This is a genomic window from Roseobacter sp. YIN89 (assembly GCF_057219365.1).
Map to the genome: position 1 here is coordinate 354,551 of NZ_JBXVVD010000004.1, position 15,450 is coordinate 370,000.

The 15,450-nt window shown below is 60.1% G+C and carries 15 protein-coding genes and 1 tRNA gene (1 of these 16 running past the window's edge); 7 read left to right on the plus strand and 9 right to left on the minus strand.

Annotated features, from left to right (window positions below):
• The first annotated feature begins 10 nt into the window (after window positions 1-10).
• On the plus strand, window positions 11-1,693 hold the full coding sequence (locus tag AC2D8V_RS17640) for an ABC transporter permease (protein ID WP_484734911.1): 1,683 nt from the start codon (window positions 11-13) through the stop codon (window positions 1,691-1,693).
• Between the two features lie 28 nt (window positions 1,694-1,721).
• On the opposite strand, the gene yghX is transcribed toward AC2D8V_RS17640, so the two are convergent.
• The 3 genes from yghX to yghU form a co-directional block, all read right to left on the minus strand.
• Window positions 1,722-2,621, minus strand: a complete 900-nt coding sequence (gene yghX / locus AC2D8V_RS17645) for a YghX family hydrolase (protein ID WP_484734912.1) — start codon at window positions 2,619-2,621, stop codon at window positions 1,722-1,724.
• A 101-nt stretch (window positions 2,622-2,722) separates the two neighbouring features.
• Window positions 2,723-3,739, minus strand: coding sequence for a Fe(3+) ABC transporter substrate-binding protein (locus AC2D8V_RS17650; RefSeq protein ID WP_484734913.1), 1,017 nt, complete (start codon window positions 3,737-3,739; stop codon window positions 2,723-2,725).
• A 166-nt stretch (window positions 3,740-3,905) separates the two neighbouring features.
• A complete protein-coding gene (gene yghU / locus AC2D8V_RS17655) occupies window positions 3,906-4,772 on the minus strand; it encodes a glutathione-dependent disulfide-bond oxidoreductase (protein WP_484734914.1) in 867 nt (288 codons plus the stop codon).
• A 130-nt stretch (window positions 4,773-4,902) separates the two neighbouring features.
• On the opposite strand from yghU, the gene AC2D8V_RS17660 reads away from it, so the two are divergent.
• A complete protein-coding gene (locus AC2D8V_RS17660) occupies window positions 4,903-5,715 on the plus strand; it encodes a hypothetical protein (RefSeq protein WP_484734915.1) in 813 nt (270 codons plus the stop codon).
• A 54-nt stretch (window positions 5,716-5,769) separates the two neighbouring features.
• Here AC2D8V_RS17660 and ykgO read toward each other — a convergent pair whose 3' ends face one another.
• Window positions 5,770-5,895 (minus strand): type B 50S ribosomal protein L36, encoded by a 126-nt coding sequence (gene ykgO / locus AC2D8V_RS17665; RefSeq protein WP_005850168.1) that lies wholly within the window; start codon window positions 5,893-5,895, stop codon window positions 5,770-5,772.
• 77 nt (window positions 5,896-5,972) lie between these two features.
• Window positions 5,973-6,047: transfer RNA gene (locus tag AC2D8V_RS17670), tRNA-Val, on the minus strand.
• Window positions 6,048-6,195: 148 nt separating this feature from the next.
• On the opposite strand from AC2D8V_RS17670, the gene AC2D8V_RS17675 reads away from it, so the two are divergent.
• On the plus strand, window positions 6,196-7,056 hold the full coding sequence (locus AC2D8V_RS17675) for an N-formylglutamate amidohydrolase (protein ID WP_484734916.1): 861 nt from the start codon (window positions 6,196-6,198) through the stop codon (window positions 7,054-7,056).
• Window position 7,057: 1 nt separating this feature from the next.
• On the opposite strand, the gene AC2D8V_RS17680 is transcribed toward AC2D8V_RS17675, so the two are convergent.
• Window positions 7,058-8,311, minus strand: a complete 1,254-nt coding sequence (locus tag AC2D8V_RS17680; RefSeq protein WP_484734917.1) for a DNA polymerase IV — start codon at window positions 8,309-8,311, stop codon at window positions 7,058-7,060.
• Between the two features lie 29 nt (window positions 8,312-8,340).
• On the opposite strand from AC2D8V_RS17680, the gene AC2D8V_RS17685 reads away from it, so the two are divergent.
• Window positions 8,341-8,820, plus strand: a complete 480-nt coding sequence (locus AC2D8V_RS17685) for an NUDIX domain-containing protein (protein ID WP_484734918.1) — start codon at window positions 8,341-8,343, stop codon at window positions 8,818-8,820.
• A 203-nt stretch (window positions 8,821-9,023) separates the two neighbouring features.
• Here the strand turns inward: AC2D8V_RS17685 and pyrF are convergent, their stop codons facing one another.
• The gene (gene pyrF / locus AC2D8V_RS17690) at window positions 9,024-9,740 is read right to left on the minus strand and encodes an orotidine-5'-phosphate decarboxylase (RefSeq protein WP_484734919.1); all 717 of its coding nucleotides are present in this window, start codon (window positions 9,738-9,740) and stop codon (window positions 9,024-9,026) included.
• A 535-nt stretch (window positions 9,741-10,275) separates the two neighbouring features.
• On the opposite strand from pyrF, the gene clpB reads away from it, so the two are divergent.
• The gene (clpB, locus tag AC2D8V_RS17695; RefSeq protein WP_484734920.1) at window positions 10,276-12,894 is read left to right on the plus strand and encodes an ATP-dependent chaperone ClpB; all 2,619 of its coding nucleotides are present in this window, start codon (window positions 10,276-10,278) and stop codon (window positions 12,892-12,894) included.
• Between the two features lie 49 nt (window positions 12,895-12,943).
• Here the strand turns inward: clpB and AC2D8V_RS17700 are convergent, their stop codons facing one another.
• Together AC2D8V_RS17700 and AC2D8V_RS17705 are read right to left on the minus strand one after the other, a co-directional pair.
• Entirely contained in the window at window positions 12,944-13,429 is a 486-nt protein-coding gene (locus AC2D8V_RS17700) for a fasciclin domain-containing protein (RefSeq protein WP_484734921.1), read from the minus strand.
• A gap of 224 nt (window positions 13,430-13,653) precedes the next feature.
• Window positions 13,654-14,136 (minus strand): fasciclin domain-containing protein, encoded by a 483-nt coding sequence (locus AC2D8V_RS17705; protein WP_484734922.1) that lies wholly within the window; start codon window positions 14,134-14,136, stop codon window positions 13,654-13,656.
• A gap of 240 nt (window positions 14,137-14,376) precedes the next feature.
• Between AC2D8V_RS17705 and AC2D8V_RS17710 the strand changes: the two genes are divergently transcribed.
• Together AC2D8V_RS17710 and msrP are read left to right on the plus strand one after the other, a co-directional pair.
• Window positions 14,377-15,027 (plus strand): HAD family hydrolase, encoded by a 651-nt coding sequence (locus tag AC2D8V_RS17710; RefSeq protein ID WP_484734923.1) that lies wholly within the window; start codon window positions 14,377-14,379, stop codon window positions 15,025-15,027.
• A 108-nt stretch (window positions 15,028-15,135) separates the two neighbouring features.
• Window positions 15,136-15,450 carry the beginning of a protein-methionine-sulfoxide reductase catalytic subunit MsrP gene (gene msrP / locus AC2D8V_RS17715; RefSeq protein ID WP_484734924.1) on the plus strand. Its footprint extends 591 nt past the window's final position, so only the first 315 of its 906 coding nucleotides appear in the window; its start codon is at window positions 15,136-15,138; its stop codon lies off the right edge, out of view.

The following is a 15,450-nucleotide window of genomic DNA, read 5'->3' on the forward strand; positions in this document are numbered from 1 at the left end:
CAAAGAGCGCATGTCGGATTCTACCTTGCAGTCAGGGCCTGTCGCCGAAAAGCTGTCGCGTCGCCATGCGCGGGGTGGCTGGCTATCGCGTGGCGCGGGGCTGATCGCAACCGTATGCCTGTTGCCGATGCTGGCGGTGCTGGTCGCGGCGCTGACCGGTGGGACAGAGACGATCAGCCATCTCGCCGACACCGTGCTGGGCCGCTATGCGGGCACGACGCTTTTGTTGGTTGTGCTGGTGTCGCTGGGTACGTTTGCCTTGGGCGTCGGTGCGGCTTGGCTGGTCACGATGACACGCTTTCCCGGTGTGCGCGCCTTTGAGATCGCGCTGGTGCTGCCGCTGGCGTTTCCGGCTTATGTGCTGGCCTATGCCTATACCCATGTGCTGGACCACCCGGGCATTGTGCAATCAACGCTGCGTGACGTGACGGGCTGGGGCGCGCGGGACTACTGGTTTCCGGAAATCCGGTCGCTTGGCGGTGCTGCGGTCATGCTGATTCTGGTACTTTATCCTTACGTTTACCTGCTTGCGCGGGCGGCTTTCCTGCAGCAGAGCGCCACGACATTTCTGGCTGCGCGCGCGCTGGGATCAAGCGCTTGGGCGGCGTTTTTCAAAATCAGCCTGCCACTGGCGCGACCGGCGATTGCGGGTGGTGTACTGCTGGCGGTGATGGAGACGATCGCGGATTTCGGCACGGTTGCCTATTTCGGCGTGCAGACCTTTGCCACAGGCATCTATACCAGCTGGTTTTCCATGGCTGACCGTGCGGCAGCAGCGCAGCTGGCGCTGTGTCTGCTGAGTTTTGCGCTGCTTCTGGCGATGCTGGAGCGCGCGCAGCGGGGCCGTGCCAAGTATCACGACCAGTCGCGGCGGCAGCAGCCGATGGAACCTTCGCCCTTGAGCGGCGTACGGGCATGGCTGGCCATTTTGCTGTGCGGCATCCCCGTTGCCCTTGGCGCGGTGTTGCCTGTCATTATCCTGTTTTCGATGGGTGTGGGGTCGGAACAGGACCTGACCAGCAGCCGGTACCTCGGGTTCATTCGTAATTCTCTGATTTTGGCGTCAATTGCAGCGGTCCTGACCGTCACAGCGGCTGTGGTCATCGGTTTTTACCAGCGCCTCGTGCCGGGGCGGCTGTCCAACGCGGCGGCCTATGTATCGCGTCTGGGCTATGCGGTGCCGGGGGGTGTGATTGCGGTGGGCCTATTGGTGCCGTTTGCGGCCTTTGACAATGCGCTGGATGCGATGATGCGGGCGCAGTTCGATATCTCGACCGGGCTGCTGGTGACCGGGTCCATCTGGTTGCTGGTGGCGGCGTATATGGTCCGCTTTCTCGCAGCCGCGCTTGGCGCCTACGAAGGCGGTCAGGCCATGGTCCCTGCGAACATGGATGCAGCGGCCCGCTCGCTGGGGCAGACCCCTGCCGGTACGCTGCGGCGGGTGCATCTGCCCATTCTGGCGCCTAGTCTGCTGACCGCGCTGCTCATCGTATTTGTTGACGTGATGAAAGAGTTGCCCGCGACGCTGATCATGCGCCCGTTCAACTTTGACACGCTGGCGGTGCAGGCCTACCGGCTGGCCAGCGACGAACGGCTGGAAGGTGCTGCGGTGCCAAGCCTTGTGATCGTAGCGATTGGCCTCATTCCGGTCATCCTGATCTGCCGTCAGGTCGGGCGGCAGCGCAGCGGGTAACCGCGCCACCTGTTCCTGTGTCCGCCGGTCAGCCGCGCAGGTGCGTATCAAAGAACGCCAGTGTACGGTCCCAAGCCAGTGTTGCGGCCTCTTCGTCGTAGCGCGGCGTCGTGTCGTTGTGAAAACCGTGCTGTACGTCGGGATAGAAGTGCACGGTGAATTCCTTTTGATGTGCGCGCAACGCTTGCGAATAGGCGTCCCAGCCTGCATTTATGCGCTCGTCCAGACCTGCATACTGGATCATCAGGGGTGCTTCGATTGCGGGCACGTCCTCGGCTGCGGGCTGGCGCCCGTAAAACGGTACTGATGCCGCGAGATCCGGGTAGGCGACGGCCAGTGCGTTACAGACCCCGCCCCCATAACAGAAGCCCACGGCGCCCACGCGTCCGGTGGTGTCTTGGTGATCACGCAGGAATTCGTAGGCCGAGAAAAAGTCTGCCATCAGCTTGGCGCCGTCCATGCTGCGCTGCATGGTGCGCCCTTCGTCATCGGTGCCGGGATAGCCGCCAAGCGGGGACAGGCCGTCCGGCCCCAGTGCAAGATAGCCTGCTTTTGCCGCGCGGCGCACGACGTCTTCGATGTATGGGTTGAGCCCGCGGTTTTCGTGCACCACCAGAACGGCGGGCAGCTTGCCCGTGGCACCGGCGGGTTTGGCCATCAGGCCGCTGATTTCGCCGTGACCTTCGGGGCTGTCATAGGTAATTGTGGCGGTTTCAATGTCCGGGTCATCCGGGCTGACTTGCTGCGCAAAGGCGTAATTCGGTTGCAGCTGTTCGAGGATCATCGCGCCCGTTACACCGGCTGCCGCGTATTTGCCCGCGCGGTTGAGAAACTCGCGCTTGGACATCGTGCCGTGCACGTAACCATCGAAAATCTCCAGGATGCGGGGGTCGAAATCTTTTGCGGTTTTGCGTTGGGTCTGGGCCATGGCGTTATCCTCGCTGTTGTGATCCCTAAAAAGATAGGCCGCGCCGACGGAGTGTCGACACGGCCTTCGCAATGAGGTTGGTCGTAATGTGTGTGCGAGGGTTACTCCCAACCTACCTCGTTGAAGATGCGTTGCGCTGTTGGCACGTTCTTTGCCACGTCGGACAGGTTCACATCATCTGTCTGGAAAAACCCAAGCGCGGCGACGGAGGGTGACAAGGCCACACCAGGTACTGCGGGGTATTCGTCGTTGCCGGCAGAGAAATATTCCTGCGCCTGATCGGAGGCGAGGTACTCAAGGAACAGAACCGCATTCTCACGGTTTGGCGCATTGGCGGCGATGCCGCCTCCCGAGAGGTTCATATGCGCGCCTTCTGCACCTTGTGCAGGAAACACCCAGCCGATGTTTTCCAGCGCCTCGGCGTCGAGCCCTTTGACGTCTCTGCGCAGGGCGCGTGCAAAGTAGTAGGTGTTTGAGATCGAGATGTCGCATTCGCCAGAGACCAGACCACGCAGCTGATCGGTATCGCCGCCTTGGGGCGCGCGGGCGAAGTTGTCGGTCACGCCTTGTGCCCATGTCTTGGCCGCTTCTTGCCCGTGGTTTTCGATGACGGCGGCAAGAAGTGTCTGGCTGTACACGTTGGATGAGGAGCGGTGGCACACCATGCCTTTGTATGCGGGATCGGCGAGCGAGACGTAGTCACGTGGCGGGTTTTCGACACGCTCCTTGTCGTAGAAGATAATCCGGGCGCGCTGTGAGAAGCCGAACCACTGGTTGTCTGCGTCCTGCAGGTAGGCCGGTACGCGTGTTTCGAGTGTTTCGCTGTCCACGCTTTGTAGCAGTCCCATTTCCTTGGCGCGCTGAAGCCGCGATGTGTCGACAGTGAGCAGGATATCGGCCGGGCTGTTGGCGCCTTCGGCCTGCATCCGGGTCAAAAGCTCGTCAGCCTTGCCCTCGATGCGGTTGATCTTGATACCGGTTTGTTCGGTAAAATCAGAGTAGAGCCGTTCGTCGGTATCGTAGTGACGCGACGAGTAGAGGTTCAGTTCTCCATTGGCGTAGGCGGGGAGCGCGCAGGCGATGGCAAGCATCGCGGCGGTCAGATGTTTGGGCGTCATTTTGTGTCCAACAGTTACGTTACAGGGATGGGAGTATTCCCGACTAAAATTATCAGAAACATATTCCTGCGCGAGTCGCAAGTAATTCCCGACAAAAAAACTATGAAAAAGGGCGTCTGCGCAAAACTGCCGCAGACGCCCAGAAAAATCACATTATAACAGTATTTTACCCGATTTTATCCTGTGTTTTGGTGTCGAAGTCGCTGGCATCGTGGCGTTCATGCAGTTGCATTTCCGGCTCGCCAAAGACCCGATTGACCATGCGGCCGCGTTGCACGGCAGGGCGCGCGTCGATCTTTTTCGCCCAAGCCATGACGTGCTTATACCTGTCCACATCCAGGAATTCAGCCGCATCGTACAAGCGGCCCAGTACAAGCTGGCCGTACCAGGACCAGATCGCGATATCTGCGATGGTGTAGCTGTCGCCTGCGATGAACGGTTTTTCGGACAGTTCGCGTTCCAGCACATCAAGCTGGCGCTTTGTCTCCATCGCAAAACGGTTGATCGGGTATTCGAACTTGGCCGGTGCGTAGGCGTAGAAATGGCCAAAGCCGCCGCCAAGATAAGGCGCGGAGCCCATCTGCCAGAACAGCCAGGACAACGTCTCGGCGCGGCCGGCGGCATCCTCGGGCAGGAACTGACCGAATTTTTCTGCAAGGTGCAGCAGGATCGCGCCGCTTTCGAAGACGCGTTGCGGCGTGTCGCCCGAACGGTCCATGAGGGCCGGGATTTTTGAGTTCGGGTTCACCTCGACAAAGCCGGAGCCGAACTGATCGCCGTCTCCAATTTTGATCAGCCAGGCGTCGTATTCCGCGCCCGTGATCCCGAGCGCCAGCAATTCTTCGAGAAGCACGGTGACTTTGACGCCGTTTGGAGTGGCCAGCGAATAAAGCTGGAAGGGGTGTTTGCCGACGGGCAGATCCTTGTCGTGCGTCGGGCCGGCGATGGGGCGGTTGATCGAGGCAAACCTGCCCCCGCTTTCGGTATCCCATGTCCAGACTTTGGGGGGGGTGTATTCTGTTTGGTCGGTCACGGGAGCCTCGTATTTTGTTAGTGCGATAGTCAGAAGGTAGAAACGAACGGTGCAGGTACAAGTCTGCGCATTCGCGGGTTACGTGGGAAGAACGCTTGCCAATCAGCTTTGCGGCGCATTTGATGGTGGTGTGTTTTTTGCTTTATCGATTGCTGTCCCGCGCGTCCGCGCCTTTATCCGTTCCATCCGTGCGATGTGCAACGGGTCGGGTGCCGCTGGGGTCGCCCTGATCCTGTGCTGCGTCGTTGGCGCCACGGCGCATGCGGGCGGATCGCTGGACAAGCCGGGTCTGATGTGGAATCGCACCGGGCTGCCCCTGAGCTTTCCGCTGCGGGTCAAATCGGTGCAGGGGCAAGACTATGTCGTGCTTTTGCGCGATGCCGAAACGGGCCGCGCCGCCTTGGCAGCCAATGTGCTGGGCGGCACATTTTTCTCTGTTTTGGTGCCGCCGGGCACGTTTGACGTGTTTCTGATCGCCCACGCGGAATGGCAAGGCGACAAGACCGAACCACCGGTAGATGGCCCCGGCACGCTGCGCGTGGTCGAACCGCTGACATTTGCCGTGCTGGGGCATGCGCGCAAATCGGGATTTACCATAGACATTACGGCGGTGCCGCTGTCCGGGCCCTCCGGCGTGCAGGTGGTGTCGCAGGATATCTGCCAGCGCCGCGTGGCGGGGCGCAGCGCGCGGCAGGTGATTCCCAAAGTCCCGCCGCTGGAAAACCCCGACGTTGGCGAGGAAATACAGCGCAACCGATTCCTGCGTGGCGACAATGCAATTGATACAGCAGATCGGTTGCGTATGCAGCGACAGGGTGATCCGGTGCTACTGGGGGCGCCTGCGGTGCCACTTGCGATGCCGGAGCCGCGCCCTGAGCCGCGCACACCAACCGGGACAGGCACCGCACAGCGCGGCAGTACCCTGATTGAGCAGCAGTGCTAGCAGGCACAAAAAAACGCGCCCGGAGGCGCGTGATTTCGTAGCTTTTCGTGCGGCTTAACCCTGACGGGCTTTGAACCGGCGCTGCGTCTTGTTGATTACGTAGACGCGGCCTTTCCTGCGCACAACACGGCAGTCGCGGTGCCGATTCTTGAGCGAGCGGAGCGAATTGCGAACCTTCATGGTCGTCTCCTCATGTTGTGGCGCGGGCGGGCGCCTTGGTTACGGGCAGCCTGTCGGTGACAGGCCGGTGAATCAGGTGGTGGGCGATACTGGGATCGAACCAGTGACCCCTTCGATGTCAACGAAGTGCTCTACCGCTGAGCTAATCACCCACGTGGCCATTGCGAATTCCGATACCCCAAACAAAAATGGGGCGCGAAATGCCGCGCCGGTGCGCGGTCTATAAAAGGTAACGACAGCGGGATCAAGAGCTTTTGGTTTTCGATTTTTTTGCGCTATTGTCCGTGGAAAGGAATTGAGATGCCCAACGACGCTTTCTACACCAAAGAGCCGCCGCGAGACACCTCTTGTGTGGTGTTTGCCTCGCCGCACAGTGGATCGGACTATCCGGCATCGATGATGCGCAGAACGATTCTGAGCAGTCGTATGGTGCGTTCGTCCGAGGATGCCTTTGTAGACAGGCTGTTTGATTGCGCGCCAGAGTATGGTGCCCGCTTTATCAAGGCGTCCGCACCGCGTGCTTTTGTCGATCTCAACCGCAGTCCGGAGGAACTGGACCCGGCGCTGATCGAAGGTGTGCGGCGCAAGGGGCACAACCCGCGGGTTGCCTCGGGGCTGGGGGTGATTCCCCGCGTGGTGGCCAACGGGCGTGCGATTTATCGCGGCAAGCTGTCTTTGAAAGAAGCGCAACAGCGGCTGGAAACCTATTGGCATCCCTATCATGCGCGGTTGCGCACGATGCTGGATGCGGCGCATCAGTATCACGGGCAGGCTGTTTTGATTGATTGCCATTCGATGCCGCATGAGGCTGTCGAAAGCGTGGCGCGTACGGGCGTGCGGCGGCCGGAGATTGTGTTGGGTGACCGGTTTGGGGCGGCTGCAAGCGGATCGGTCGTGGACCGGATCGAAGCGGCCTTTGTCAATCAGGGATTCGTTGTCGCCCGAAATGCGCCTTTTGCGGGCGCCTATATCACTCAGGCCTATGGCAGACCTGCCGGTGGGCGCCATGCTGTTCAGGTTGAACTGGACCGTGCGCTTTACATGGACGAAGCGCGGGTCGAGCCAAACGCGCAGTTTGACGACGTGCGCCGTGCGGTGCGTGCCGCGGTGGCCGAGATCGCACTGATCGGGCAGGAGCGGATGCCGCTGGCGGCGGAGTAATTTACCGCAGCGCGCGGCCTTTCAGGATGGCATCTGCCCCAAAGCGTTCACGGATCTGATCGGTGGCACGTTCGGCAGCGGAGCGCTGGCGCGCTTGCGGGTCCAGCAGATCACCTGACAGGTCGGCGGCATCTGCCGGGATCAGGTCCGAGAGGCCGCAGCCCAGCAACCGGTAGGGGCCTTGGTCTCCGACCATGTCGAACAGACCGCGCGCGGTACGGTAGACCGTATCTGCCATCTGGGTGCCGTCGCGCAGGCTGGTGCGACGGGTCAGAAGCGAATGATCCGCGCGTTTGAGTTTGAGGGTGACGACCCGCCCGGCCAGCCCTTTCGCCTTGGCTCTGTCTGACACTTTTTCGGCCATGCGCCACAGGTGACCGTCCAGCAGTTCGGGATCAGAGGTGTCGTCGTGGAACGTGGTCTCGTTTGAGATGGATTTCATCGGGGTGTGCGCGGACACGCGGCGCCTGTCCTGCCCTCTGGCCAGATGCCACAACCGGTCGCCCATAGAGCCGAAGCGCGCGACAAGGTCGGTCCGCTCCCACCGCAGAAGATCGGCAAAGGTGCGGATGCCGGCCTTGTCGAGCGCGGCTTGGGCCGCCGCGCCAACGCCCCAGATCATCCGCACCGGCTTGTCGCGCAGGAACGCGTCTGTTTCGGCCTTGCCGATCACCGAAAAGCCGTTGGGTTTGTCTAGATCGGACGCGACTTTGGCCAGAAATTTGTTGTGGCTGAGCCCGATGGAGCCTGTGAGCCCCAGTTCGTCGCGCATGCGTCTCACCAGTCGCGCCAGCATTACGGCGGGCGGGGCACCGTGCAGACGGGCGGTGCCGGAGAGATCAAGAAAGGCCTCGTCCAGTGACAGTGGTTCAATATCCGGTGTCATCTCTTCCATCATGGCGCGGATTGCGCGGGACGCTTCGACGTAGGCTTCCATCCTTGGCTTTATGATGACCGCGTCCGGGCAGAGTTTGAGCGCCTGAAACATCGGCATGGCAGAGCGCACGCCCCGAATGCGTGCAACGTAACAGGCGGTGGATACGACACCGCGCCGCCCGCCGCCGATGATTACCGGTTTGCTCGCAAGGCTGGGATCGTCGCGTTTCTCGACAGAGGCGTAGAAGGCGTCGCAATCCATATGGGCAATGGACAGATCAAAGAGTTCCTCATGCGCCACGATCCGAGGGCTGCCGCAAGAGGGGCAGCGTCGGGTATCGGCAAACTCGGTCAGGCATTCTCGGCAAAGGGCGGGCATGGCAAAGCGGTTTGTACTAGGGCTGACGCATGACGCGATCTTACGCCGCTTTACCCCAGATGAACATGGGTTTCGCAGGGGCAAAACTGGCCATCCTGACGGATGGCGCGGTTCTGACGCTATTGCGCGACGATGATCCGCGCATCAGCTATCCGGGATATTGGGATTTGCCGGGCGGCGGGCGGGAAGCAGGCGAAACGCCCTTGGCCTGTGCCTTGCGCGAGACCCGCGAGGAACTCGGCCTTGATCTGGCACCTGCGCGGATCTGCTGGGGGGCGTCTTACGGTTCAGGTGCTGCGCGCACGTGGTTTTTTGTGGCGCAGGCTGACGATGACATCAGCGCGCGGGTGGTCTTTGGCAACGAAGGACAGAAATGGATGGCGATGAAGATCAGCCGATTTATCGCGCATGAGGGTGTTGTGCCGCATTTCAGAACCCGTTTGCGGGAGTATCTGGCGGCACAGTCTCCACAAGAAAAACCCCCCGCGTCGTGGGGCGGGGGGAGGTAACGGACCTCAGGAAGAAAACAGTCCGTTGGGGAGTATCACCTAAGGTCAACTTACCACTTCTGGATGTAAAAATCTAAACTGGCTTGTCTAATTGAGGCTACATAATGTTGTCTGTTGTGCTTCGGCCACAGTCTGTTGAGTCCTTTTGCGGACGCAGTTCTACCGGAGCGCTTCTGTGGACAAGTCGATTTTATGCGGCAGTTTCAGCGATTTGGGCTGTGTGCCTGCGGGCTCTTGATTTCGTTCTGGATGGCAATTGCAGCAGATCTGGGGTTTTCTGCCTGCCAAACCGGACGACCGACAACAATATGGTCTGCACCGTCTGCAATAGCGTTTGCAGGGGTCGCGACTCGCTTTTGGTCGCCAAGGGCGGCACCAGCGGGACGCACGCCGGGTGTCACAATGAGCCGGTTTTCTGCCTCGGGCAGGGCACGGATCAGTCGGGCCTCTTGCGGGGAGGCGATGACCCCGTCCGCGCCTGCGTCAAACGCGCGGGCCGCCCGGGTCTGGACCAGATCGGGAATGTCGCCGGGTTGTATCAGGCTGGCATCAAGATCGGCTCTGTCGAGGGACGTCAGGATCGTGACGGCAAGGATTTTCAGCCCCGAACCGCCGGCGCCCTCTTTGGCTGCGCGCACGACATGGGGATCGCCATGCACGGTGAGAAAGTCGAGATCGAACTGCGCAAGGCCGCGTACCGCCGCCTCGACGGTTGCGCCGATGTCGAACAGTTTCATGTCGAGAAAAATGCGCTTGCCGTGTTCCTGTTTCAGTTCGTTGGCCAAGGCGAGCCCGCCGCCTGTCAGCATGCCCAGACCGATCTTGTAGAAATTGACCGCATCACCGATCTGGCGTGCCAGTTGCTCTCCGGCGACGGCGTGGGGCACGTCCAGTGCCACGATAAGGCGATCATCTGTCATGCGGTTCCCTCCGGTCGATCTTGCCCTCCGATTACGCCTTTGGGCCGGTCGTGTCTATGCAGGGGAAGGGGAAAGAAGACGGGCGGGCAAAAAATTTCCCGGCAGCCGCGCCAATTCGACTACCGGGTCAGTTTATTGGATCAGAGCCTGCCCGGGCATGCATCCCGGGGGTGGGCTGCCCGCTGTGCCGGCCTGATCCCGCCCGCCTGCCTTGCCGAAGCTGGCAGGTCGGTTTTAAGAAACAACGCGGTTACTCGTTACCAGAGGTTACTAGGCAACTGGTTTACTCTCTCCACCCTCTGGATTTCAGACTACTCCGCCGCGCCACTGGCGAAACGGGGAATAGCTGCCGAGAATTCCCTCCGTTTTTTTTGATCGGGGTCAAAGCACCTGACGCGGTGGTGTGCTTAACTAGAGCCTGTGGGGGCCTTGAAGCGGCGCGGATCGGTTCCCACATCTCAGACGAGGCCCAAAAAGCTGACGTGCCGCCAAGACGGGCGCAGCGCAAAAGGGCGCTTTGATAAAGGAGAGAGCGATGGACTTATCCAAGTTCACCGAGCGGTCGCGCGGTTTCATCCAGGCAGCGCAGACGATCGCCACACGGGACAGCCACCAGCGGCTTGCGCCCGAGCATTTGCTAAAAGCACTTATGGATGATGAGCAGGGGCTCGCGGCCAATCTGATTTCTGCAGCTGGCGGCGACCCCGGACAGGTCCTGCAAACAGTTGACGTTGCTCTCGGCAAGATGCCGAAGGTTACCGGTGACGCAGCGCAGGTATATCTGGACAATGCGACCACCAAGGTCTTGGCAGAAGCCGAAGCTTTGGCGAAAAAGGCGGGCGACAGCTTTGTTCCGGTGGAACGTCTGTTGATGGCGTTGTGTATGGTGAAATCCGGTGCCAAGGCGGCGCTGGATGCGGGCAATGTCACGGCACAGGCGCTGAATGCAGCGATCAACGATGTGCGCAAGGGGCGCACTGCCGATACTGCAACCGCAGAGGATGGCTATGACGCGCTCAAGAAATACGCGCTGGACCTGACCGAACGGGCCGAGGCGGGCAAGATTGACCCGATCATCGGCCGCGACGAAGAAATTCGCCGTGCGATGCAGGTGCTGAGCCGCCGGACCAAGAACAACCCGGTTCTCATTGGTGAGCCTGGCGTGGGTAAAACCGCAATTGCCGAGGGGCTCGCGCTTCGGATTGTCAACGGCGACGTGCCGGAGAGTTTGCGCAACAAGCGCTTGCTTGCGCTCGACATGGGCGCGCTGATTGCCGGTGCGAAGTATCGTGGCGAGTTTGAAGAACGGCTAAAGGCGGTGCTGACCGAGGTCACCGAAGCGGCTGGCGAAGTCATTCTGTTTATCGACGAGATGCACACGCTGGTTGGCGCGGGCAAGACCGACGGCGCGATGGATGCGGCCAACCTCATCAAACCCGCGCTGGCGCGGGGCGAGTTGCACTGCGTTGGTGCAACCACGCTGGATGAGTACCGCAAGTACGTCGAGAAAGACGCGGCCCTTGCGCGCCGGTTCCAGCCTGTGATGATCCTTGAGCCGACGGTGGAAGACACCGTGTCGATCCTGCGTGGGATCAAGGAGAAGTACGAGCTTCACCACGGGGTCCGCATTTCGGACAGCGCGTTGGTGTCGGCGGCAACGCTGAGCCACCGCTACATCACGGACCGGTTCTTGCCGGATAAGGCGATTGACCTTGTAGACGAGGCGGCAAGCCGGTTGCGCATGGAAGTGGACAGCAAACCAGAAGAACTGGATGCGCTGGACCGTCAGATCATGCAGCTTCAGATCGAAGCCGAAGCGCTGAAGAAAGAGGATGATGCCGCGTCCAAGGACCGGCTTGCCACCCTTGAGAAAGAGTTGGCCGACCTGCAGCAGCAGAGTGCCGCGTTGACCGCGCGGTGGCAGTCGGAGCGTGACAAGCTGGCCGGTGCGCGTGAGATCAAGGAGCAACTTGATCGGGCGCGGGCCGATCTGGAAATCGCCAAGCGTGAGGGCAATCTTGCCAAGGCCGGCGAGCTTTCCTACGGGGTGATCCCCCAGCTAGAAAAGCAACTGGGCGAGGCGGAGCAGCACGACGACAGCGACGTATTGGTCGAAGAAGCCGTGCGGCCCGAGCAGATTGCCTCGGTTGTCGAACGCTGGACGGGTATTCCGGCGGGCCGGATGCTGGAAGGCGAGCGCGAAAAGCTGCTGCGCATGGAAGACCAGTTGCACAATCGGGTGATCGGCCAGAATACGGCTGTGAAGGCGGTTGCCAATGCGGTGCGCCGGGCGCGCGCCGGGCTGAACGACGAGAACCGTCCGTTGGGGTCGTTTCTCTTCCTCGGGCCGACCGGTGTGGGCAAGACCGAGCTTACCAAAGCTGTGGCCGAGTTCCTGTTTGACGATGACAACGCGATGGTGCGCATCGATATGTCCGAGTTCATGGAGAAACATGCGGTGGCCCGCCTGATCGGTGCGCCTCCCGGATATGTTGGCTATGACGAGGGTGGTGTGCTGACCGAGGCGGTGCGGCGCCGGCCGTATCAGGTCGTGCTGTTCGACGAGGTCGAGAAGGCGCATCCGGACGTGTTCAACGTGTTGTTGCAGGTGTTGGACGATGGTGTTCTGACCGACGGTCAGGGTCGGACGGTTGATTTCAAGCAAACGCTGATCGTGCTGACATCCAACCTTGGGGCGCAGGCGTTGAGCCAGTTGCCTGATGGCGCGGATGCCTCGGCAGCCAAGCGCGATGTGATGGACGCTGTGCGTGCGCATTTCCGGCCCGAGTTCCTGAACCGGCTGGATGAGACCATCATCTTTGACCGGTTGGGTCGCGCGGATATGGACGGCATCGTCGATATTCAGATGGCGCGTCTGCTCAAGCGTCTGGCATCGCGCAAGATCACGCTCGATCTGGATGATGGGGCGCGTAAATGGCTCGCGGATGAAGGTTATGACCCTGTGTTCGGTGCGAGACCACTCAAGCGGGTGATCCAGCGCGCACTGCAGGATCCGCTGGCAGAGATGCTCTTGGCCGGGGACGTGAAAGACGGCGAGACACTATCCGTTAGTGCCGGTGCCGAGGGGCTGATTATCGGTGACCGAGTTGCGTCATCAAACAGGCCCACGCCGGATGATGCAGTGATCCACTAAAAACAAGAAAGGGGCATCGCGAAGATGCCCCTTTTTTTGTAAGACGCGCTTACGCTTCTGGCGGCAAGATCACTGTGTCGATGACGTGGATGACGCCGTTAGATGTCTCGATATCTGCGGTCACTACCGAGGCATTGTTGACCATCACGCCGTTGTCGAGGTCGATTGTGATGTCGCTTCCTTGCACGGTGGCGGCTGTCATGTCGTCGGACAGGTCAGTCGACATCACTTTGCCTGCAACCACGTGGTACGTCAGAACAGCGATAAGCTGATCTTTGTTCTCTGGCTTGAGCAGTGTTTCCACGGTGCCCTCGGGCAGCGAGGCAAAAGCTTCGTCTGTTGGAGCGAATACGGTGAACGGGCCTTCGCTTTTCAGTGTGTCGACGAGATCGGCGGCGCTTACGGCGGCGACCAGTGTTTCAAAAGTGCCCGCGCTGACGGCGGTGTCGACGATGTCTTTTTTGGCGCCGGCGAAAGCTGCTGTACCTGCGACGGCGATTGCTGCTGTGACGGCGAGAATGGAATTACGAAGCATTGATGAGTTCCCTTTGTTGATTTGATTGACTGCGTTTCTGCCCTGAGGCATTGACGGTAAAACGCAGCAGCTGTGGGATTGGATCATGGGCGAAAGGCGACAATCGCAGGTTGACCTGAACCAGACGCGCGCTAAGGGGATGGCGCACAGCGGGTTTCGGCGCATTAGGAAAACAAAGTAGCCCCAGTGCAACGCACTGGGGCTGAATGGTCGTCAAGCGTGTATTATTCCAGCTCGAGTACCTTGTTGATCACGTGGATCGTACCGTTGGAGGCTTGGATGTCGGCCTGAATGATCTCGGCGTCCTTTACCATTTTTTTGCCGTTGTCTTCGCTAAAGACAAGGCTGCCACCCTGAGCGGTGATTGCTGTGGTCTCGGCGTCCAGATCATCTGCGGCGTAGTTGTCCAGTGCCACGTGGTAGGACAGCAGGTTCACCAGCATGCTGCGGTTTTCCGGCATCAGCAGCATTTCGACCGTGCCCTCTGGCAGCGCGGCAAACGCTTCATCGGTTGGGGCGAAAACGGTCATCGGGCCGTCACCTTTCAGTGTGTCGACAAGGCCGGCAGTTTCGGCAGCTGCCAGCAGAGTGGTGAACGTGCCTGCATCAACAGCGGTATCCACGATGTCTTTTTCACCCGAGGCGAAAGCAGCGGAACCTGCCAGAGCGATGGCTGCGGTTGCGGTCATAAATGTGCGACGAAACATGAGTTTCTCCTTACGTTGGTTTACTAAGTACGGCTCGCACCATGCGAACACTGCAGTACCAATGTCCGGTCGTCGCAAAAGTTCCTAAGTATTTTGAGGAAAACCGGCTTGATCTGGGCGGCCGGTGGCCCAAGCCGCGCTGCCAATTTGTTTCAATGAATCGCATCTGAAATCTCCGTGAGCGAAACGGCATCTTTGCCGGCTGGTTGACGTTAGCGATATCTGCATCCACAACGACGCATGTTCATGCGCCCTGATATGGTTCTGTTTGATTGTGATGGCGTGCTCGTTGACAGCGAGCCGCTGACTGCGAGAGTGCTCTGCGCCAATCTTGCGCGGCACGGGTTGCCAATTACACCTGACCAGTTGTCAGATTTTTTTCTGGGCGGCACGATCATGGGGGTCGCCGAGAAGGCACGCGAGCTTGGGGCGCGCCTTCCCGAAAACTGGATTGACGATATATATGCCGAAATTTTCGAGGTACTCGGGCGTGAGGTGACAATCATTCCCGGCGTATCGGACGTGCTGGATGCGCTGGATGCGGCTGGTGTCGGCTATGCCGTGGGGTCAAACGGCCCGCGACGCAAGATGGAAATTACGCTCGCGCGGTGCGGTTTGGCCGAACGGCTGAAGGGGCGCGTGTATTCGCGTCAGGATGTTCCCCGCCCCAAGCCCGCGCCGGATGTTTATCTCGCCGCCGCGCGCGCAGCAGGTGTTCCGCCTGCGCGCTGCGTCGTGATTGAGGACAGCCCGAACGGAGCCCGTGCGGGGGTTGCTGCTGGTATGGTCACTCTTGGGTTTGCGGCGGATACTGATGCTGCCCGACTGAGCACGGTGTGCGATCATGTCTTTGAGCATATGGCAGAGCTGCCTGCTTTGTTGCGGCTGTGACAGTAGCAAAGGTTACAATCATCTGTCTGGATTGTGAGTAAAGTTCGGTTGGTCAGATGCGTGTCGTCTACTAAATACCTTGTAACTTGATGACGACAGGAGCCGATGATGGCGTTTCGCTGGAAGAACAATCTGACTGAGAACGATACAACACCGGAATCGGTCTTTTTGAATCGCCGCCAACTCATGGGGGCTGCGGCGGCAGGTGCCGGCCTTGCTGCAGCTGGTCGGGTGGCCGCGTCCGAAGAGCCGTTGGAGCCAAACTCCTGGGAAGACATTACCCAGTACAACAACTTTTATGAGTTCGGCACTGACAAGGGTGATCCTGCACGCTACGCCGATGCGCTGACGACGTCGCCGTGGACTGTCACGATTGACGGTATGGTGGATCGCCCGGCTGACTATGCGTTTGAGGACATCATG